Here is a 21,123-nt window from a genome sequence, read left to right on the forward strand (position 1 = left end):
CCTCAACCCTGGTCTCTCGACCCTTGTCGCGCATCTGACTGCGCGTCTGATTACGCGGTAAGCGCTTCGGACGGCGCGTGATGCGCGTGCCCGCCGACGAGACAATGTTTGTGCTCGACGTGATATTCGAATTCGTCCCAGAAGTGCTTGAGCATGCCGCGCACGGGCATCGCCGCCGCATCGCCGAGCGCGCAGATCGTGCGGCCCATGATGTTTTCGGCGACCGAGTTCAGCAGATCCAGATCTTCCTTGCGGCCAAGGCCGTGCTCGATGCGATGCACCACGCGATACAGCCAGCCGGTGCCCTCGCGGCACGGCGTGCACTGGCCGCACGACTCTTCATAGTAGAAGTACGACAGGCGCAGCAGCGAGCGCACCATGCAGCGCGTTTCGTTCATCACGATTACCGCGCCGGAGCCCAGCATCGAGCCGGCCTTCGCGATCGAATCGTAGTCCATATCGGTGGCGAGCATCATGTCGCCCGGCACGACCGGCGCGGACGAGCCACCCGGAATCACGGCCTTGACCGACTTGCCGCGCACGCCGCCCGCCAGCTCCATCAATGTGGAGAACGGCGTGCCGAGCGGGACCTCGTAGTTGCCCGGACGATTGACGTCGCCCGACACGGAGAAGATCTTCGTGCCGCCGTTGTTCGGCTTGCCGAGCTCGAGATAATTCTGCGGGCCGATTTCCAGCAGGAACGGCACCGCGGCGAAGGTCTCGGTGTTGTTGATCGTAGTCGGCTTGCCGTACACGCCGAAGCTCGCCGGGAACGGCGGCTTGAAGCGCGGCTGGCCTTTCTTGCCTTCCAGCGATTCGAGCAGCGCGGTTTCTTCGCCGCAGATGTACGCGCCGTAACCGTGGTGCGCATACAGCTCAAACGAGAAGCCGGAGCCCAGGATGTTCGCGCCGAGATAACCGGCCGCGCGCGCTTCTTCGAGCGCCGCCTCGAACACCTTGTAGACTTCGAAAATCTCGCCGTGGATGTAGTTGTAGCCGACGGTGATGCCCATCGCGTACGCGCCGATGGCCATGCCTTCGATCAGCGCGTGCGGATTCCAGCGCAGGATGTCGCGATCCTTGAACGTGCCCGGCTCGCCTTCGTCCGAGTTGCAGACGAGGTATTTCTGCCCCGGGAACTGACGCGGCATGAAGCTCCACTTCAGGCCGGTCGGGAAGCCCGCGCCGCCGCGACCGCGCAGACCCGACGCCTTGACGTCGGCGATCACCTGTTCGGCCGGAATCTTCTCTTCCAGGATGCGGCGCAGCTGCTTGTAGCCGCCGCGCGCAACGTAGTCTTCGAGATGCCAGTTCTCGCCGTTGAGGCCAGCGAGGATCAGCGGCTTGATGTGACGATCGTGGAGTGACGTCATTTCGAAAGTTCCTCGATCAACTGGTCGATCTTCTCGCGGCTCATGAAGCTGCACATGCGATGGTTGTTCACGAGCATCACGGGTGCGTCGCCGCACGCGCCGAAGCACTCGCCTTCCTTCAACGTGAACTTGCCGTCCGCGGTGGTCTCGCCGAAATCGATTCCAAGCTTCTGCTTGAGATACTCGGCAGCGCTGTCCGAACCGCCGTCCGGACCGAGCTGGCAAGGCAGGTTCGTGCAGAGCGTGACCTTGTGCTTACCGACCGGCTTCAGCTCGTACATGGTGTAGAACGTCGCGACTTCCTGCACCGCGACCGGCGGCATGCTCAGGTAATCGGCCACGAACTGCATGAGTTCGGGCGAGAGCCATCCATGCTCTTCCTGAGCGACAGCGAGCGCCGCCATCACCGCCGATTGCTTTTGCTCGGCGGGATATTTCGCGACCGCGCGATCGATTTCTTTCAGGCCTTCAGCTGAGATCATTTTCAGACACGACTCTTTCAATTCCTACCGAACGAAAACCTGCCGCGCCCTTCGTATTGCGGCAGACCTGGCGTTCCTGCGGGTTCCTGTTATTGCTTTCGCGTTCCGTGCGCGGCGGCCCGATGAGCGCACCGCGCAAGCGGAGAATGAGATCAGCGATCGATCTCGCCGAACACGATGTCTTGCGTACCGATGATCGTCACAGCGTCGGCGATCATGTGGCCGCGCGCCATTTCGTCGAGCGATGCGAGATGTGCATAGCCCGGCGCGCGGATCTTCAGGCGATACGGCTTGTTCGCGCCATCCGAAATCAGGTAAATACCGAATTCGCCCTTCGGATGCTCGACCGCCGCGTACGTTTCGCCTTCCGGCACGTGGAAGCCTTCGGTGAAGAGCTTGAAATGGTGAATCAGCTCTTCCATGTTGCTCTTCATGCCCACGCGCGACGGCGGCGCGACCTTGTGATTATCGACCATCACAGGGCCGGGATTCTTGCGCAGCCAGGCAATGCACTGTTGGGCGATGCGGGTCGACTGGCGCATTTCTTCCACGCGCACCAGATAGCGGTCGTAGCAATCGCCGTTCACGCCGACGGGGATATCGAAGTCGAGCTGATCGTACACCTCGTACGGCTGCTTCTTGCGCAAATCCCATTCGATGCCCGAGCCGCGCAGCATCGCGCCGGACAAGCCCATTTGCAACGCGCGCTCCGGGCTCACCACGCCGATACCCACGAGACGCTGCTTCCAGATGCGGTTGTCGGTGAGCAGCGTTTCGTACTCGTCGACACAATGCGGGAAGCGGTTGAAGAAGTCCTCGATGAAGTCGAGCAGCGAACCCTGACGGTTCTCGTTCATCCGGTCGAGCGCCTTCGCGTTGCGGATCTTCGACGCCTTGTATTGCGGCATTGCGTCCGGCAGATCGCGATAAACGCCGCCCGGACGATAGTACGCCGCGTGCATGCGCGCGCCGGACACCGCCTCGTAGACGTCCATCAGATCTTCGCGCTCGCGGAACGCGTAGAGGAACACCGCCATCGCGCCGACGTCGAGCGCGTGCGAGCCGATCCACATCAGGTGGTTCAGCACACGCGTGATTTCGTCGAACAGCACGCGGATGTACTTGGCGCGAACCGGCACGTCGATGCCGAGCAGCTTCTCGATGGCCATCACGTAGCCGTGCTCGTTGACCATCATCGACACGTAGTCGAGACGGTCCATGTACGGCACGGACTGGATGAAGGTCTTGGTTTCGGCCAGCTTTTCGGTCGCGCGATGCAGCAGACCGATGTGCGGGTCGGCGCGCTGGATCACTTCGCCGTCGAGTTCCAGCACGAGGCGCAGCACGCCGTGCGCTGCCGGGTGCTGTGGGCCGAAGTTCAGCGTGTAGTTTTTGATCTCTGCCATGACGCTCTCTTAATGTTTCAGACCGCCATAGCGATCTTCGCGGATCACGCGCGGCGTGATTTCGCGCGGCTCGATCGTCACAGGCTGATACACGACACGCTTCTCTTCCGGGTCGTAGCGCATTTCGACGTAGCCCGAAACCGGGAAGTCCTTGCGGAACGGATGGCCGATGAAACCGTAGTCCGTGAGAATGCGGCGCAAGTCGGGGTGGCCTTCGAACACGATGCCGTAGAGGTCGAACGCTTCGCGCTCGTACCAGTTCGCCGACGTCCAGATGTCCACTACCGAAGGCACGATGGGCACTTCGTCGTCCGGAGCGAATACGCGCACGCGCACGCGCCAGTTGTTCGTGATCGAGAGAAGATGGCTCACGGCCGCGAAACGCGGGCCGTCGTAGGCGCCGTCGCCGTAGGTCGAGTAGTCGACGCCGGCGAGATCCATGAGCTGCTCGAAGCGCAGCGACGGGTCATCGCGCAGCTGCTTGCAGACGTCCAGATAGTTGGCCGCCTTGACGACGACCGTCACCTGACCCAGCGACTCGGTGATGCTCTGGAGACGGCCGCCAAACGCCGTCTCGAGGTTCGCTTTGAGGGTCTCGAGTTTGCTTGCCATAGTTTGGGGAGACTCAGGCCCTTACTGACGGGCGATGGTGTTGGTGCGGCGAATCTTCGCCTGCAACTGGATCACGCCGTAGACCAGGGCTTCGGCGGTCGGGGGACAACCGGGAACGTACACGTCGACCGGCACGATCCGGTCGCAACCACGCACGACGGAATACGAATAGTGATAGTAGCCGCCGCCGTTCGCGCACGAACCCATCGAGATGACCCAGCGCGGCTCGGCCATCTGGTCGTACACCTTACGAAGCGCGGGCGCCATCTTGTTGCACAGCGTCCCGGCGACGATCATGACGTCGGACTGGCGCGGGCTCGGACGGAACACCACGCCGAAACGGTCCAGATCGTAGCGGGCGGCGCCCGCATGCATCATCTCGACCGCGCAGCACGCGAGACCGAACGTCATCGGCCACAGGGAGCCGGTGCGCGTCCAGTTGATGAGCTTGTCAGCCGTGGTGGTGACAAAGCCTTCCTTCAAGACCCCTTCGATACTCATTTGTTTTCCACTCCAGATGAGCAGCCAGCCAAAGCCGCCCATGAATCCGGTGATCTAACTGTCATTCCCAGTCGAGTCCGCCCTTTCTCCAGATGTAGGCGAAACCGAGCAAAAATTCGAGCAGAAAAATCATCATAGCCATGAAGCCGGGCCAGCCGATGTCGCGCAGGGACACACCCCACGGGAACAGGAACGCCGTCTCAAGGTCGAAAATGATGAAAAGAATCGCGACGAGATAGTAACGCACATCGAACTTCATACGGGCGTCTTCGAAGGCTTCGAAGCCGCACTCGTAAGGCGCGTTCTTTTCGGTGTCGGGCTTGCTGGGACCGAGAATCTTGCCGATGCTGACCAACGCAATACCTAAACCTAGGCCCACTACAAGAAACAAGAAGACGGGGTAATAGGGTGCGAGGTTCAAGGCTATCCTCTGATCGGTAGATGTGGTCTGTTATTGATTGGGGCCTTCAGCCGGGACGGACCACCCGGCGGGAGAATTCACTTGGGACCGCTCACGATATCAGCACACTGTGACATCCGCTTTGACGATGTCGATGCCGCTGCGAAAACGTAAGGGTACTCCAGAAGTGACAATGCCAGCCGAAGCGATGCAAGCGGCTGGCATTGGATAACTTTGGTGCCGACGGCGAGACTCGAACTCGCACAGCTTTCGCCACTACCCCCTCAAGATAGCGTGTCTACCAATTTCACCACGTCGGCACTGTACTGCAATCCGGGAAAACTACTTCTAAATTGCCGCGAATCGCTTCAAGACTTGAATTATAACTGGGCCCTACGAATTGTTCAACGCACAAAATGCAGATTCTGCGAAAAATTCGTTCTGTCGTTATTTAGGCACATCGGCGCCCGGAGCGGACGATGCGACCGGCGCGGAGGCCGTTCCCGAGGCACCCGATGCAGCTGCCGCCGGCGCCGATGCCGGCACGGGACCCGCCCCCAACACGCCTGCCGAGGTCTGCGGCTTGTAGCTGCCGAAATAGGTCAGCGTCAGCGTCGTCACGAAAAAGACCGCGGCCAGAACCGCCGTGGTGCGCGACAGAAAGTTGGCCGAACCGGTCGCACCGAAGAGACTCCCCGATGCGCCGCTGCCGAACGCCGCGCCCATGTCCGCGCCCTTGCCGTGCTGAAGCAGCACGAGGCCGATAACGCCCAGCGCCGACAGCAACTGGACAACGATAATCAATGTCTTCAAATACAGCATTTCAACTCACCTGATTCCTGATATTTCCGTGACACCTTCGTGTCGCACTATGCTCTTTCGCCTGCCCTGCCTGCTTCCCGGCCGCCGATCAGTGCAGCACGGTTTGCGCTGCCTGGCAGATCGCCAGAAAATCCTTCGACTTCAACGAGGCGCCGCCGATCAGCCCGCCGTCGATGTCCTTTTGCCCGAACAGCTCCTGCGCGTTTTCGGGCTTCACGCTGCCGCCGTACAGAAGCGGCACGTTCGCGACCGTCGCGCCCTTCTCCAGCAACTTGCGACGCAGAAATGCATGAACGTCCTGCGCCTGGCCCGGCCGCGCGGTCTTGCCCGTGCCGATCGCCCAGACCGGCTCATAGGCGACCACGATGCCCGCCGCCTGTTCTTCCGTCAGTACTTGCAGAACGGCGTCGAGCTGCGTGCCGATGACCTGCTCCGTCGTACCGGCTTCACGCTCGTCGAGCGTCTCGCCGACACAGACGATCGGCGTGAGTCCCGCTTCGATCACGCGCTGCGCTTTCGCCGCGACGATCTCCGGACTTTCGCGATGATACGCGCGTCGCTCCGAATGCCCGACGATCGCGTAAGTCACACCGAAATCCGCCGCCATTTCCGCCGCGACTTCGCCGGTGAATGCCCCGCCCGCATGCGCGGACACGTCCTGGATGCCCCACTGCACGACCGAGCCGCTCAAAAGCGCCTGCGATTGCGCGAGATAGGGACACGGCACGCACACGCCCACGCGCACGCCCTTTTGCAAAGCCGATGCCCCTGCGGCGACTTCGGTCAGCAGGGTCGCATTGTCGCCGATGCGGCCGTGCATCTTCCAGTTGCCCACCACCAGTTTCGCTCGTTCTCTGGACATATGTCTCGTCAGTCGGCGGCGGCTTTCGAGAGCCGCCGTGTTATAGGAGTGAAGCCGCCACGAACTGCAAACTGCCTGCAAAACAGGCGATTTTACTGTGTTACGACGAAACCGGTCAAACCACCAAAAGCGAATCGCAAGGTGAAACGCTGCGACGCGCATTAAACCTCACGCATCCTCGCGCCAGTCCAGCACGATCTTGCCGACATGCGTGCTGCTTTCCATGAGCGCGTGCGCGGCGGCGGCATCGTGCGCCGGGAAAACCTGGTGGATCACCGGCTTGATGCGCCCCGCCTCGATTTCCGGCCAGACACGCTCCTTCAGCCTGGCCGCGAGCTTCGCCTTGAACGCGACCGGACGCGGACGCAGCGTCGACCCGGTGATGACCAGCCGGCGACGCAGCACGTCGTTCAGATTGATTTCCGCCTTGGCGCCGCCGAGCAGCGCGATCACGCAGATGCGCCCGCCGTCCGCCAGCGACTTGAGCTCGCGCTGCAGGTAATCGCCCGCGACCATGTCGAGAATCACGTCGACACCACGGTCGTTCGTCAGCGACTTCACCACTTCGACGAAATCCTCCGTCTTGTAGTTGATCGCGCGCTCCGCGCCGAGCGCTTCGCACGCACGGCACTTTTCATCGGTGCCGGCCGTGGCGAACACGCGGAAACCGAGCGCCCTGGCGATCTGAATCGCCGTCACGCCGATGCCGCTCGATCCGCCCTGCACGAGCAGCGTCTCTTCCGCGCCGTTCTCGCCCGCGCCCAGCTGACCACGTTCGAAGACATTGCTCCAGACGGTGAAGAACGTCTCCGGCAGCGACGCGGCCTCGATATCCGACAACCCCTTCGGCACCGGCAGACATTGCTCGAGCGGCGCCACCGCGTACTCGGCGTAACCACCACCCGCGAGCAGCGCGCACACGCGATCGCCTTTTTTCAGACCGAACGGGTTGTGCCTGGGATCGAAATCGCCATCGACGATTTCGCCTGCGACCTCCAGCCCCGGCAAATCCGACGCGCCCGGCGGCGGCGCATACGCGCCCTTGCGCTGGAACACGTCCGGCCGGTTCACGCCGGAAGCGGCCACCTTGATCAACACCTCGCACTTGCCCGGCGCAGGCGTCGGACGTTCGCCCAGTTTCAGGACTTCGGGTGCGCCAAACTCGGTGATTTCGATGGCCTTCATTTCCTCTCCCTGTGCCGACCGGAGTCGGTGTGCATTCGAACCGGATGGCACTGCGCGCGCTCGGAGTGATCCACGCTCCACACTGCCATCGAGTCCGATGACGCGTCGGACAATGCATAGCGTCCGACGCGTCATACATGAAAACGGCCGGCTCGCATCAGCGGCCGGCCGTCTACACATTACCGCATTACTGCTGCGGGTGCGTGGGTTCCGCCTGTTGCGCGCCTTCGTTCAGAAGCGCCTTCGCCGACAGACGCACACGACCCTTTTCGTCCGTCTGGATGACCTTGACCTTCACGATCTGGCCTTCCTTCAGATAGTCGTTGATGTCCTTCACGCGCTCGTTGACGATCTCGGAGATGTGCAGCAGACCATCCTTGCCCGGCAGGATGTTTACGATCGCGCCGAAGTCGAGCAGCTTGAGCACCGGGCCTTCGTAGACCTGACCCACTTCCACTTCAGCCGTGATGTTCTCGATGCGCTTCTTCGCGTCGGCCATGCCTTCGGCGCTCGTGCTCGCGATCGTCACGACGCCGTCGTCCGAAATGTCGATGGTCGTGCCGGTTTCTTCCGTCAGCGCGCGGATCACCGAACCGCCCTTGCCGATCACGTCGCGGATCTTCTCCGGATTGATCTTGATGGTGATCATGCGCGGCGCGTAGTCCGACAGTTCCGTGTTCGTGGTCGGCACTGCGGCGGTCATCTTGCCGAGGATGTGCATGCGGCCTTCCTTCGCCTGCGCGAGCGCGACCTGCATGATTTCCTTGGTGATGCCCTGAATCTTGATATCCATCTGCAGCGCGGTCACGCCTTGCGCCGTGCCGGCCACCTTGAAGTCCATGTCGCCGAGGTGATCTTCGTCGCCGAGGATGTCGGTCAGAACCGCGAACTTGTTGCCTTCGAGGATCAGGCCCATCGCGATGCCCGCGACGTGCGCCTTCATCGGCACGCCGGCGTCCATCAGCGCGAGGCAGCCGCCGCAGACCGAAGCCATCGACGACGAACCGTTCGATTCCGTGATTTCCGACACGACGCGGATCGAGTAGCCGAATTCGTCGGCGCTCGGCAGGCACGCGACCAGCGCGCGCTTGGCCAGTCGGCCGTGACCGATTTCACGACGCTTCGGCGAGCCGACGCGGCCCGTTTCGCCGGTCGCGAACGGAGGCATGTTGTAGTGGAGCATGAAGCGCTCGCGGTATTCGCCTTCGAGCGCGTCGATGTTCTGCTCATCGCCCTTCGTGCCGAGCGTCGCGACGACCAGCGCCTGCGTTTCGCCGCGCGTGAAGAGCGCCGAGCCGTGCGTACGCGGCAGGACGCCCGTGCGGATTTCGATCGGACGCACCGTGCGCGTGTCGCGGCCGTCGATACGCGGTTCGCCGTTGAGGATCTGCGAGCGGACGATCTTCGCTTCGATGTCGAACAGGACGTTGCCGATGGTTGCCGCATCGGCCACCACTGCTTCCTCGGCGAGCTTCGCCGAAGTCGCCGCGTAGACTTCCTTCAGCTTGGTCGAACGCGCCTGCTTGTTGCGCAGCTGGTAAGCCGCTTCCAGTTCCGACTTGGCGATTTCCGTCACGCGCGAAATGAGCGCTTCGTTCTTCGCGGCAGGCTTCCAGTCCCATTCCGGCTTGCCGCCTTCGCGCACGAGTTCGTGAATCGCGTCGATGGCCGTCTGCATCTGCTCGTGACCGAACACGACGCCGCCGAGCATCACTTCTTCGCTCAGTTGCTGCGCTTCCGATTCCACCATCAGCACGGCGCGCTCGGTGCCGGCGACGATCAGGTCGAGCGCCGATTCCTTCATCTGCGGGCGCGTCGGGTTCAGCACGTACTCGTTGTTGATGTAGGCGACGCGCGCGGCGCCGACCGGACCGTTGAACGGCAGGCCCGACACGGCCAGCGCAGCGGATGCGCCGATCAGCGCGGGAATGTCCGCCGGAACGTCCGGGTTCAGCGACAGGACGTGGATCACGACCTGCACTTCGTTATAGAAGCCTTCCGGGAAGAGCGGACGCAGCGGGCGGTCGATCAGGCGCGAGATCAGCGTCTCGCCTTCCGACGGACGGCCTTCGCGGCGGAAAAAGCCGCCCGGAATCTTGCCGGCGGCGTAGGTCTTTTCGAGGTAATCGACGGTCAGCGGGAAGAAGTCCTGGCCCGGCTTGGCGGTCTTCGCGCCGACGACGGTCGCGAGCACGACGGTATCTTCGACATCGACGATCACCGCGCCGCTTGCCTGACGAGCGATCTCACCCGTTTCCAGGCGGACATTGTGCTGCCCCCACTTAAATTCTTTGACGATTTTATTGAACATTGTGACTCCTTCTACGTTGCGCCGCGCCGCTTCATCTGGCGCTGGCTGGGGCGGCCGCGAGCCACGCTTGAGAGGTGTGTTATGCCATTCCAGCGCGGGGCCCGCCCAACGTGCGCGGCACGCGCCGCGATGGAATGACACAAAGCTCTGCCGCGAGGCCGGACCGGGTGTCGAACCGGACGATGCATCCGGGTAAAGCCTATGACCTGCCGAAACAACCGACTACGGTGGGCCGACCGCCGGAAATTACGATCGGGCACCACTTCGCGACCGGAACGTACAAAAACAAAATGCCTGTATCAGCGGACTGACACAGGCACTTCGTTGGAACGCTGGCCGCTTGGCGCCAATTACTTGCGCAGACCCAGCTTCTCGATCAGCGAGCGATAACGATCCGCATCCTTGCCCTTCAGGTAGTCGAGCAGCTTGCGACGACGGCTCACCATGCGCAGCAGGCCGCGGCGGCTATGGTGATCCTTCGAGTGCGACTTGAAGTGGACGGTCAGTTCGTTGATGCGGCTCGTGAGCAGTGCGACCTGCACTTCGGGGGAGCCGGTGTCGTTGGCGCCGCGCGCGTATTCAGCGACGATATCGGATTTCTTGACTTCTGCTACGGACATTTGCTTTTCCTTTGATACAGACAGGCGGTCACGGAAGAAAGGCCGTGCCGTGGATTTACAAGTTTCGGTTTTCGCTTCGGCCAAACCAAAGACGAAGCGCGAAGTATAGCACAACACGCATCACCGAAGATGCCTAGCGGGCCGGGCGCGCCATCTTGCAGGTCGTCGGCTGAACGGTCTGGTCTGCGGCGACGGCGAGCAGCGTGCGAAAGCCGTAGCCGGAGCCTTCGTTATCGACACCCACGCCCTTCGTGCCCGCCTTGTCCATCTCCATAACATAAAGGGGCTGGATCACCTGATGATCGTCGGCGCGCATGGTCATCGCGTGGAAACCTTCGCCGTCGAACTTCATGCCTTCCAGCGCGCGCGCCACGGCAAACGGGTCCGCGCTGCCGGCGCGCGTCATCGCGGCAGCGAGCATTTCGATCATCAGCGGCATGCGCGCCACCAGATAGTCGTCCGCGGCGGCCGGATAACGGGCGCGAAAAGCGCGATAGTACGCGTCGGACGCCGCGCCGCCCGCGTTCGGATGCCAGTCGGCCACCGCGATCACGCGCTTCACGCCCGCATCGCCGAGCGCAGCCGGCGCGCCCAGACTATTGCCGTAGAACGTATAGAACTTCGTGTCGAGGCCCTGCTCGCGCGCCGCTTTCACGAGCAGCGTGAGATCGTTGCCCCAGTTGCCGGTGACCACGGCGTCCGCCCCGCTTGCACGGATTTTCGCGATATAGGGCGCGAAATCCTTCACCCGGCCGATCGGATGAAATTCGTCGCCCGCGATCGTGACATCCGGCCGCCGCGCCTTCAGCGCGCGCTGCGCCTCGCGGCTCACGTCGTGGCCGAAGCTGTAATCCTGATTCAGCAGATAGACCTTCTTCACCGCGCGATCGTCCTCGAGCGCATCGGCGAGCGCGTCCATACGCATGCCGGCGTGAGCGTCGAAGCGGAAGTGCCAGAAGCTGCACGCGTCGTTGGTGAGCGCGGGATCGTCGGCGGAATAGTTGAGGAACATCACTCGCCGGTCGGGCTCGCGCGCGTTCTGCCGGTCGACCGCCGCGACGAGCGCCGCCGCCACCGCCGAACTGTTTCCCTGCATGACGAAGCCGATGCGGTCGTCGATCGCCGCGCGCAGTTGCACGAGACTCGCTTCGCTGCTGCCACGGCCGTCGAGCACGACGAGTTGCAGCGGATGCACGCCGTCGGCGAGCTTCACGCCGCCCTTCGCGTTCACGCGCTCCACGCCGAAGCGCAGATTGCGCTCGACCATCGCGCCGGCGTTGGCGAACGGACCAGACATGCCCTCGATCAGCGCCAGCTTGATGGGCGGCAGATCGGCCGCATTCGCCGTCAGGGACAATGCCAGACACGTCGATGCCACAGAGCGCAGCCATCGCGTCGCGCGCACGCTGATTCGTTTCTTCATGGGTTTGCGTCGATCCGCCGAAAGCGCGGATCATAGGCCGCGGTGCGTTCGCCGCGCAAGTCCGGCATTGCCGACACATCCGCTCGAATGCCGCGACGTCATGGCGAATGTTTTGCCGCGCGCGCGTGTCAAAATCACAGGAAACATCGAACGATTCAGCACGCGGAGGCTACCATGCTGCACCCATTCAACCGTCTGCGCGGCGCGCTCGCGGGCGCAGGCGTCGCGCTGCTCCTCACGGCCTGCGCGCAGCCGTGGCAGAACTATCAGACCGGCGCGGATGCATCGGCGATCACGACCCGCCTCGGCCCGCCGCGCGAAGTCTACGATCTGCCCAACGGCGGCAAGCGCCTGATGTGGCCGACGCAGCCGCTCGGCGAATTCACCACCGCCGCCGATATCGACGCGTCCGGCAGGATCGTGAGCGTCAGACAGGTGCTCGACGAAAACGAGTTCTACAAGGCGCAGATCGGTACGTGGACCAGGAAGGACGTGCTCGTAAACTTCGGGCGCCCGGTGGAGACCTCGTACTTTCCGCTGATGAAGCGCGAAGTCTGGACCTATCGCTACATGGAAGCGAACATCTGGTACCTGATGTACAACTTCTACTTCGACGATCAGGGCATTCTGCGCATGACGCAGAAGACACCCGACCCGCTGCACGATCCCGACCGGCGCAATCTGTTCTGACGACATCCGCGCCGCACCATGCAAAAAGCCCTCTCGCGAGGGCTTTTTGCTTTTCAGCCGAAACCGCGTTCGAACATCAAAGCTGCGGATTGAGCTTCTCGACCTTCGAATGCAGCTTGTTCAATGCGGCGATGTAAGCCTTCGCCGACGCCGCGACGATATCCGGATCGGTGCCCACGCCGTTCACGATGCGCCCGCTCTTCGACAGACGCACCGTCACTTCGCCCTGCGCCTGCGTGCCGGTCGTGATCGCGTTCACCGAATACAGCACGAGTTCCGCGCCGCTCGACACCTTCGATTCGATCGCGTGCAGCGTCGCATCGACGGGACCGTTGCCGCCCGCCTCGCCCGTGACTTCGGTGCCCTCCACCGCGAACACGACCTTCGCTTGCGGCTGCTCGCCGGTCTCCGAATGCTGCTTCATCGATACGAAACGGAAGTGCTCCTTCGCCTGCGCCTCGGCGGATTCCTCGGAGACGATCTGCATGATGTCTTCGTCGAAGATTTCGGCCTTGCGGTCGGCGAGATCCTTGAAGCGCGCGAACGCGGCGTTCACGTCGGCTTCGGATTCGAGCGTCACGCCGAGTTCTTCCAGACGCTGCTTGAACGCGTTGCGGCCGGACAATTTGCCGAGCACGATCTTGTTCGCGGCCCAGCCCACGTCTTCCGCGCGCATGATTTCGTAGGTGTCGCGCGCCTTCAGCACGCCGTCCTGATGGATGCCCGATGCGTGCGCGAACGCGTTCGCACCGACCACCGCCTTGTTCGGCTGCACGACGAAGCCGGTGATCTGCGAGACGAGCTTCGACGTGGGCACGATCTGCGTCGTGTCGACGCCGACATCGAGCCCGAAGTAGTCCTTGCGCGTCTTGACGGCCATCACGATTTCTTCGAGCGACGTGTTGCCCGCGCGCTCGCCCAGACCGTTGATCGTGCATTCGACCTGACGCGCGCCGCCGATCTGCACGCCGGCGAGCGAGTTCGCGACCGCGAGGCCGAGGTCGTCGTGACAGTGAACCGACCAGATGGCCTTGTCGGAATTGGGCACGCGCTCGCGCAGCGTCTTGACGAGATTGCCGTAATGCTCCGGAATCCCGTAGCCGACCGTATCCGTGATGTTGATGGTGCGTGCGCCTTCGTCGATCACCGCTTCGAGCACGCGGCAGAGGAAATCGATATCCGAGCGGCTGCCGTCTTCCGGCGAGAACTCGACGTCGTCGGTGAACTTGCGCGCGAAGCGCACCGCGAGGCGCGCCTGCTCGTAGACCTGCTCCGGCGTCATGCGCAGCTTCTTTTCCATGTGCAGCGCCGACGTCGCGATGAACGTGTGGATGCGGAACTGGTTCGCCGGCTTCAAAGCATCGGCGGCGCGCTGGATGTCCTTGTCGTTCGCACGCGCGAGCGAGCAGACCGTGCTGTCCTTCACGAGCGATGCGATCGTGTTGATCGCGTCGAAGTCGCCGTTCGAGCTGGCGGCGAAGCCTGCCTCGATCACGTCGACCTTCATGCGCTCCAGTTGCTTCGCGATGCGGATCTTTTCTTCCTTCGTCATCGACGCGCCGGGGGACTGCTCGCCATCGCGCAAGGTCGTATCGAAGATGATCAACTTGTCTGCTGCCATGCTGGGCTCCTGTGGGGAGATTTATCGATTGTTGGGTGGAAAACGATCAGGCAAAAGGGAATTCGGGTGTTCGCGCCACCGCTGGCGTCGAAAACCTGACTAGACGAGCAGACGGGAGGCGAGACGAATCAGCGCGGTAGGCGCGCTAGCAGCGATAGTGCGCGTAGCGACGCACCTGCCGGGAACAACGAGAAGGGGAACGGGAAAAAGTTCATTCAAAAACTATAACGGCTTTTAGAGGCGCGTGCAATCAGGGCTTTGGTCGAACCAGTCGACGTCGGCATATCCCGCGCGCGGCCCGGAAATGCAAAAAGCCTGCGTCCCGAAGGAGGCAGGCTTTTCCTGATGCCAGTCAGACCGATCAGTAACCGCCGATCGACGCGCTCACGCGCTGACGCAGTTCCGAGCCATCGCCGACCTGCGCGTTCTCGATGCGGCGCGCGCCCTGGAAGCGCTTTTCCCAGTAGCCGTCTTCCATGTCGTCGACACGGATCGTGCTGCCGGTGGACGGCGAATGCACGAACTTGTTGTCGCCGATATAGATGCCGACATGCGAGAACGAACGGCGCATCGTGTTGAAGAACACCAGATCGCCCGGCTTGAGGTCGGAGACGGTAACCTTCTCGCCCACACGGCTCATTTCCTCGGCACGGCGCGGCAAGGTCATGCCGAGAGTGTCCTGAAACACGTATCGCACGAAACCGCTGCAATCCAGACCGGAATCCGGCGTGTTGCCGCCCCAGCGGTAGCGCACGCCAATCATGTTCAGCGCGCCGACGACGACGTCGCCCGCCTTGCTGGCTACGCCCGACAGAAACGACTTCGCGCCGCCCGGAGTGCTGGCGGCGTCTGCGCTGGATCCATCAGTGGATTTGCTGGAGGAGAAAATGCCGTTGTTGGCATTTTGGCTGCTACTGTTGACTTCGTCGGCGAACGCGCCGGAAGTTGTTGTCATCAGAAGGCCGATCAACATGCTCGCGGCGGCGCGGGCGCATGTCTGAGTCAACGTTAGTGGCTGCATCGGTCGGTAGGTTTTACAATTAAAAGCTGCTAAATCAGGGAGATACGTGAAAGTTTGGAAGGATACTAGCCACAAAGTATTTAACTGTCAAAAGAAATAGAAAAATACAATTAAGATGGGCACCCAATTGGTGAAAAAGAAAGATTTTTAGGAATCCAGGGCTGCTTTCAGAAGCTTTCTTGTGTATTCGTCGGACGGGTTCGAAAAAATCTTCTCTACTTCTCCGGACTCGACGATAAAACCATTCCGCATCACCGCGACGCGATGTGCCATTGCCCCGATCACCTGCAGGTCGTGGCTAATGAAAACGTAACCGAGATTGTGCTTCTGCTGAATGCTGGCCAGCAACGCAAGTACTTGAGTTTGAATGGAAACATCGAGCGCGCTGGTCGGTTCGTCGAGAATCAGGATGCTGGGTTCCAGCACGAGCGCGCGCGCGATCGCGATGCGTTGCCGTTGTCCGCCCGAGAACTCGTGCGGGTAGCGTTCGAGCGCCGAGCGCTCCATGCCGACCTCGCGCAGCACCGCGATCACCTTGGCGCGCCGCGCGGCCGCGTCGAGTTCCGGGCGATGCAGCGCAAGCCCTTCCCCGACGATCCGTTCGACCGTCTGCCGCGGCGACAGCGAGCTGAACGGGTCCTGAAACACCACTTGCAGATTCGAGCGCAGCACCGTTTTTTCGCGTCCGCGAAAATCTCCGAGTGCGCGGCCCTGAAACTGCACCGCACCGTTTGAAATGCGCTGCAAGCCGAGGAGCGCCATCGCGAGCGTCGATTTCCCCGATCCCGACTCGCCGACTATGCCGAGCGTCTCGCCCTGGCGCACCGTCAGCGTCACATCGTCGACGGCCTTGAAGCGGCCGCTTCGGAACCAGCCTTTGAGCCCGGGCACGCGCGTAGGGTAATCGACGGACACGTCCTTCGCGTCGAGCAGCACCGGCGCGATCGGCAGCACGGGCAGCACGGTGCGCTTCGGCTTGCTCGCCAAGAGTCGCTGCGTGTACGGATGCTGCGGCGACGTGAAAATATCGTCGGTGGCGCCGGTTTCGACGAGCACGCCGTTCTCCATCACCGCGACGCGTTCGGCGAAGCGCCGCACGAGATTCAGGTCGTGCGTGATGAGCAGCACGGCCATGCCGCGCTTTTCCGCCTCGTCGCGTTGCAACTCCAGCAGCAGATCGACGATCTGCGCGCGGATCGTCACGTCCAGCGCTGTCGTCGGCTCGTCGGCGAGCAGCAGGCGCGGCCGGCACGCGAGCGCCATCGCGATCATCACGCGCTGGCGCTGTCCGCCCGAAAGCTGATGCGGATAGCTGTCGACACGCCTTTCCGGCTCGGTGATGCCGGTGCGCGCGAGCAGCGCGATCGCGCGCTGCCGCGCCTCGCGCGGGCTCGTGCCGTCGTGGAGCTGAATCGTCTCGCCGATCTGGTCGCCGACCGTGTAGAGCGGATTGAGCGCCGTCATCGGCTCCTGGAAGATCATGGCGATATCGGAGCCGCGCAGGCCGCGCATCGCGTGCTCGCTCTTCGACAGCAACTCGTCGCCGGCGAAGCGGATCGAGCCGGTCACTTCGGCATCGCGCACGAGCCGCAGGATCGACAGCGCCGTCACGCTCTTGCCCGAGCCCGATTCGCCGACGAGCGCCACACGCTCGCCCGCGCGGATCTCCAGATTCACGCCGTCGACGGCGAGCGTGTCGCCGAAACGCACGCGCAGATCTTCGATAGCAAGCAAAGGCGCGCTCACTGCCCGCCTCCCGCTTTCACCGCATCGGCGATGCGCGTATCGAGCGCGTTGCGCAAGGCATCGCCCATGAAGGTCAGCAACAGCAGCGTGGCGACCAGCACGCCGAAAGTCGACAGCGAGATCCACCACGCGTCGAGATTGGCCTTGCCCTGCGCGAGCAGTTCGCCGAGCGACGGCGTCGGCGACGGCACGCCCAGGCCGAGAAAATCGAGACTCGTCAGCGCGAGAATTGCGCCGCTCATGCGAAACGGCAGAAAGGTGATGACCGGCGTCAGGCTATTGGGCAGCACGTGCCGCCAGATGATCTGCCAGTTCGACAGGCCCATCGCGCGCGCCGCGCGCACGTAGTCCTGCGTGCGATTGCGCAGAAACTCCGCGCGCACATAGTCCGAGAGACCGATCCAGCCAAACAGCGACAGCAGGATGATCAGCAGGATCAGGCTCGGCTCGAAGATCGACGCGAAAATGATGAGCAGATAAAGCTCCGGCAGCGCGCTCCATATTTCGATCAGCCGCTGCCCGGTGATGTCGATCCTGCCGCCGAAGTAGCCCTGAAACGCGCCCGCGACGACGCCGAGCACCGTGCCGATCGCCGTCAGCACGAGCGCGAACAGCACCGACACGCGAAAGCCGTACAGGAGCCGCGCGAACACGTCGCGGCCGCGGTCGTCGGTGCCGAGCCAGTTCTCGCGCGAAGGCGGCGCCGGGTTCGAGCCTTTCGAGAAGTAGTTGAGCGTGTCGTAGTAATAGTGATTCGGCGGATAGATCGCGAAGTTGCCGGGCGCGCTGAAACGGTCGCGCACGAACGGATCGAGATAATCGGCGGGCGTCGGGAAATCGCCGCCGAAGGTCGTTTCCGCGTAGGTCTTCACGAGCGGGAAATAGAGATGCCCCTGATAGCGCACGACGAGCGGCTTGTCGTTCGACCACAGCGGTCCCGCGAGACTGATGACGAACACCGCGACGAACACGATGAGGCTCCAGTACCCGAGGCGATTGCGCCTGAAGCGCAGCCACACGCGCCGCCCCGGCGAGATCGATGCCTCGCCGCGCAACGGTTGCGCGTCGCTGCCATTGGCCTTGCGCCGTGACGATTCCGGTGAAGCGGCTCGATTCAAATCAGCGCTCCAGTTGTTCGAATTGAATGCGCGGATCGACCCAGACGTAGCAGAGATCCGAGATGAGCTTGGTCGCGAGGCCGATCAGCGTGAAGAGATACAGCGTGCCGAGCACGACCGGATAATCGCGCCGCACGACAGATTCGTACGAAAGCAGGCCGAGGCCGTCGAGCGAAAACAGCGTCTCGATCAGCAGGCTGCCCGTGAAGAACGCGCCGATGAACGCCGCCGGAAAACCCACGATCAGCGGCAGGAGCGCATTGCGGAACACGTGTTTCCACAGCACGCGCCGCTCGCTCAGGCCCTTGGCGCGCGCGGTCAGCACGTATTGCTTGCGAATTTCGTCGAGGAACGCGTTCTTCGTCAGCATCGTGACGATGGCGAAGCTGCCGACCACCGACGCCACCACCGGCAAGGTGATGTGCCACAGATAGTCGAGGATCTTGCCGCCGAGCGAAAGTGTGGCCCAGTTGTCGGAGGTGAGATTGCGCAGCGGGAACAGTTGCCAGAAGCTTCCGCCGCCGAACAGCACGAGCAGCAGCACGCCCAGCACGAAGCCCGGAATCGCGAAGCCGACGAGCACGACGAGACTCGTCGCGACATCGAACCTCGAGCCGTTCCTGACCGCCTTCGCGATGCCGAGCGGCACCGATATCAGATACGTGATGAAGAAGGTCCACAAGCCGATGCTGATCGACACCGGCAGCTTCGACACGATCAGCGACCACACGCTCTGATGCCTGAAGTAGCTTTCGCCGAGATCGAAGCGCGCGAACTTGCCGAGCATCAGGACGTAGCGTTCGAGCGGCGGCTTGTCGAAGCCATAGAGCTTCTTGAGCTGCTCGACCTGTTGCGCGTCGACACCCGTGTGCGTGCGCAGGCCGAACCCGCCGCCGCCTTCCGTCTGGCCGCGCCGCAGATCGTGCACCGCCTGCTCGACCGGACCGCCCGGCACGAACTGGATCACGACGAACGTGAGCGTCAATACGCCGATGAGCGTCGGGATCATCAAGAGAATCCGTTTAAGGATGTAACTCCACATGGCGCACCGTCCTCTATTTCGCCGCGGGCGCGGACTTCGCCCACCACGTCGATATGACCCATTCCTCGGCGCCGTAATACAGCGGCAATGTCGACGGGTACGCGAGCGTATTGCGATACGCCACGCGATGCGTCGCCGAGTACCAGTGCGGCACCACATAGTAGCCGTTCATCAGCACGCGATCGAGCGCGTGCGTCGCGTCGACCAGTTGCTCGCGCGTCTGCGCGGAGATCACTTTCTGCAGGATCGCATCGACGGCCGGCGACTTCACGCCCGCGAGATTGTCCGAGCCTGTCTCGTCGGCGGACTTGCTGCCGAAGCGCGAAACCTGCTCGGTGCCCGGCACCTGCACATCGGGCATTCGCACGCTCGTCATGTCGAAGTCGAACGCGTCGAGACGCTTCTGGATGAGCGCGTAATCGACGGTGCGAAAGTTCATCGTGATGCCGAGCTTCTGCAGATTGCGCCCGAATGCGGCGGCGACCGGCTCCATCGACGCGCCGCCGCCGGTGTCGTCGAGAATCTCGAATGCGAACGGCTGCCCTTTCGCGTTGCGCAGCGCACCGTCGCGATAGGTCCAGCCGGCCTGCGCGAGTAGTTCGCGCGCCTTGATGAGATTGGCGCGCAGCGAGCCGGGCGCGTCGGTATTCGGCTGACGCGGCATCTCGCCGAACACGGCGGGATCGAGTTCCTGCTTCAACGGATTCAGGATTGCCAGTTCGCCATCGCTTGGCTTGCCCTTCGCCTGCAGATCCGTATTGACGAAAAAGCTGTCGATGCGCCGGTACTGATTGAAGAACAACTGCCGGTTGAGCCATTCGAAATCGAGCGCGAGATCGAGCGCCTGACGCACGCGCACGTCCTTGAAAAGCGGCTTGCGCGTGTTCATGAAGAAGCCCTGCATGCCCGTGCCGTTGTGCTGCGGAAACTCGCGCTTGATGAGCTCGCCATTGTCGAAGCGCTTGCCGATATCGCGCCGCACCCAGCTTCGCGCAATGTATTCGACGAGCACGTCGTACTCGCCCGCCTTGAAGGCTTCGAGACGCGCGGTGGAGTCGCCGTAAAGCTTGTAGTCGATGTGCGCGAAGTTGTACATGCCGACCCGCACCGGCAGCGCCGCGCCCCAGTAATCCGGATTGCGCCGGTACGAGATCGTGCGGCCGTTGTCGAACCGGTCGAGCAGATACGGCCCGCTGCCGATGGGCTTCTGAAACGCGATCTGATCGAACGGGACGCGCGTGCCGTCCGGCTTCATGCCCCACTTGCGCGAGAACACCGGAATGCCGCCCGCGAGCAGCGGCATTTCGCGCGTCGCGATCTTGAACTCGAAGCGGATCGTGAGCGGATCGACGACGACCGCGCGCGCGATCTGCCCGAAGTAGACCGCGAACTGCGGCGCGGCCAGCGGACTCTTGAGCGTCTCGAACGAGAACTTCACGTCCTCGGCCGTGACCGGATCGCCATTGGAGAAGCGTGCTTTCGGGTTGAGATGGAAGGTCGTCGACATGCCGTCGGGCGCGACCGAGATATCGTCGGCGAGCAGGCCGTAAGCGGTCGCTACTTCGTCGGAACTGCCGGTCGTCAGGCTTTCGAACATCAGTGAAAGGCCCGGCGCCGGATTGCCGCGCAGCGTGAACGGATTGAACTTGTCGAAGCTCGTCAGCCGGTTCGGATTGGCGAGCACGAGCGTGCCGTCACGCGGCGCATCGGGATTGACGTAGTCGAAGTGCCTGAAATCCGCCGGGTATTTGGGCTCGCCGTATTGCGCGATGGCGTGGACCGCGTAAGCCGGGCTCGCGAGCCACGCGATCGATCCGGCCAGTGCAAGCGCGATGAATCTGCATGAGGCGCCGAATGAGCGGATCGTCGTGCGAGTCGTCATGTGCCT

Annotated in this window: 19 protein-coding genes and 1 tRNA gene; 1 reads left to right on the forward strand and 19 read right to left on the reverse strand. The window is 62.7% G+C overall.

Translation table 11 applies throughout. The features are described from left to right. Positions 1–50 precede the first annotated feature (50 nt). The 13 genes from nuoF to BTHE68_RS08085 all read right to left on the reverse strand — a co-directional run bounded on the left by nuoF (position 51) and on the right by BTHE68_RS08085 (position 11,997). Positions 51–1,373 carry an NADH-quinone oxidoreductase subunit NuoF gene (gene nuoF / locus BTHE68_RS08025; protein ID WP_162065869.1) on the reverse strand — a complete coding sequence of 441 codons (1,323 nt, stop codon included), beginning with the start codon at positions 1,371–1,373 and terminating at the stop codon, positions 51–53. Continuing rightward, on the reverse strand, positions 1,370–1,855 hold the full coding sequence (nuoE, locus tag BTHE68_RS08030) for an NADH-quinone oxidoreductase subunit NuoE (RefSeq protein ID WP_162065870.1): 486 nt from the start codon (positions 1,853–1,855) through the stop codon (positions 1,370–1,372). The genes nuoF and nuoE overlap by 4 nt, the downstream gene beginning before the upstream one ends. A gap of 152 nt (positions 1,856–2,007) precedes the next feature. Further along, complete coding sequence (locus BTHE68_RS08035) at positions 2,008–3,261, reverse strand: NADH-quinone oxidoreductase subunit D (protein WP_162065871.1); 1,254 nt, start codon at positions 3,259–3,261, stop codon at positions 2,008–2,010. A 9-nt stretch (positions 3,262–3,270) separates the two neighbouring features. Then, complete coding sequence (locus BTHE68_RS08040) at positions 3,271–3,873, reverse strand: NADH-quinone oxidoreductase subunit C (protein ID WP_061177223.1); 603 nt, start codon at positions 3,871–3,873, stop codon at positions 3,271–3,273. A gap of 21 nt (positions 3,874–3,894) precedes the next feature. Then, entirely contained in the window at positions 3,895–4,374 is a 480-nt protein-coding gene (locus BTHE68_RS08045; RefSeq protein ID WP_006052903.1) for a NuoB/complex I 20 kDa subunit family protein, read from the reverse strand. Positions 4,375–4,435: 61 nt separating this feature from the next. After that, positions 4,436–4,795 carry an NADH-quinone oxidoreductase subunit A gene (locus tag BTHE68_RS08050; protein ID WP_162065872.1) on the reverse strand — a complete coding sequence of 120 codons (360 nt, stop codon included), beginning with the start codon at positions 4,793–4,795 and terminating at the stop codon, positions 4,436–4,438. Positions 4,796–5,009: 214 nt separating this feature from the next. Next, positions 5,010–5,094 (reverse strand) — tRNA-Leu (locus tag BTHE68_RS08055). A 127-nt stretch (positions 5,095–5,221) separates the two neighbouring features. After that, positions 5,222–5,596 carry a preprotein translocase subunit SecG gene (gene secG, locus BTHE68_RS08060; protein ID WP_162065873.1) on the reverse strand — a complete coding sequence of 125 codons (375 nt, stop codon included), beginning with the start codon at positions 5,594–5,596 and terminating at the stop codon, positions 5,222–5,224. An 88-nt stretch (positions 5,597–5,684) separates the two neighbouring features. Then, positions 5,685–6,458 (reverse strand): triose-phosphate isomerase, encoded by a 774-nt coding sequence (tpiA, locus tag BTHE68_RS08065; RefSeq protein ID WP_162065874.1) that lies wholly within the window; start codon positions 6,456–6,458, stop codon positions 5,685–5,687. Between the two features lie 168 nt (positions 6,459–6,626). After that, a complete protein-coding gene (locus BTHE68_RS08070; RefSeq protein ID WP_162065875.1) occupies positions 6,627–7,643 on the reverse strand; it encodes an NAD(P)H-quinone oxidoreductase in 1,017 nt (338 codons plus the stop codon). A 187-nt stretch (positions 7,644–7,830) separates the two neighbouring features. Next, the gene (gene pnp, locus BTHE68_RS08075) at positions 7,831–9,954 is read right to left on the reverse strand and encodes a polyribonucleotide nucleotidyltransferase (protein WP_162065876.1); all 2,124 of its coding nucleotides are present in this window, start codon (positions 9,952–9,954) and stop codon (positions 7,831–7,833) included. Between the two features lie 350 nt (positions 9,955–10,304). Further along, complete coding sequence (gene rpsO / locus BTHE68_RS08080) at positions 10,305–10,574, reverse strand: 30S ribosomal protein S15 (RefSeq protein ID WP_062257560.1); 270 nt, start codon at positions 10,572–10,574, stop codon at positions 10,305–10,307. A gap of 133 nt (positions 10,575–10,707) precedes the next feature. After that, complete coding sequence (locus tag BTHE68_RS08085; protein ID WP_162065877.1) at positions 10,708–11,997, reverse strand: branched-chain amino acid ABC transporter substrate-binding protein; 1,290 nt, start codon at positions 11,995–11,997, stop codon at positions 10,708–10,710. A 174-nt stretch (positions 11,998–12,171) separates the two neighbouring features. Here BTHE68_RS08085 and BTHE68_RS08090 point away from each other — a divergent pair, with 174 nt between their 5' ends. Further along, on the forward strand, positions 12,172–12,687 hold the full coding sequence (locus tag BTHE68_RS08090; RefSeq protein WP_162065878.1) for a hypothetical protein: 516 nt from the start codon (positions 12,172–12,174) through the stop codon (positions 12,685–12,687). Positions 12,688–12,763: 76 nt separating this feature from the next. Here the strand turns inward: BTHE68_RS08090 and BTHE68_RS08095 are convergent, their stop codons facing one another. From BTHE68_RS08095 to BTHE68_RS08120, 6 genes are all read right to left on the reverse strand, one after another. Beyond that, on the reverse strand, positions 12,764–14,308 hold the full coding sequence (locus BTHE68_RS08095; protein WP_162065879.1) for a 2-isopropylmalate synthase: 1,545 nt from the start codon (positions 14,306–14,308) through the stop codon (positions 12,764–12,766). Positions 14,309–14,669: 361 nt separating this feature from the next. Then, positions 14,670–15,329 (reverse strand): C40 family peptidase, encoded by a 660-nt coding sequence (locus BTHE68_RS08100; protein ID WP_061177232.1) that lies wholly within the window; start codon positions 15,327–15,329, stop codon positions 14,670–14,672. Between the two features lie 147 nt (positions 15,330–15,476). Continuing rightward, complete coding sequence (locus BTHE68_RS08105) at positions 15,477–17,075, reverse strand: ABC transporter ATP-binding protein (protein WP_162065880.1); 1,599 nt, start codon at positions 17,073–17,075, stop codon at positions 15,477–15,479. Next, entirely contained in the window at positions 17,072–18,193 is a 1,122-nt protein-coding gene (locus BTHE68_RS08110) for an ABC transporter permease (protein WP_162065881.1), read from the reverse strand. The genes BTHE68_RS08105 and BTHE68_RS08110 overlap by 4 nt, the downstream gene beginning before the upstream one ends. Before the next feature lies 1 nt (position 18,194). Continuing rightward, the gene (locus BTHE68_RS08115; protein ID WP_162065882.1) at positions 18,195–19,235 is read right to left on the reverse strand and encodes a microcin C ABC transporter permease YejB; all 1,041 of its coding nucleotides are present in this window, start codon (positions 19,233–19,235) and stop codon (positions 18,195–18,197) included. 13 nt (positions 19,236–19,248) lie between these two features. Next, positions 19,249–21,117, reverse strand: a complete 1,869-nt coding sequence (locus BTHE68_RS08120; RefSeq protein WP_162065883.1) for an extracellular solute-binding protein — start codon at positions 21,115–21,117, stop codon at positions 19,249–19,251. Positions 21,118–21,123: the final 6 nt, after the last annotated feature.

The organism is Burkholderia sp. THE68 (assembly GCF_009938265.1).
In the GTDB taxonomy this organism is placed as follows: domain Bacteria; phylum Pseudomonadota; class Gammaproteobacteria; order Burkholderiales; family Burkholderiaceae; genus Caballeronia.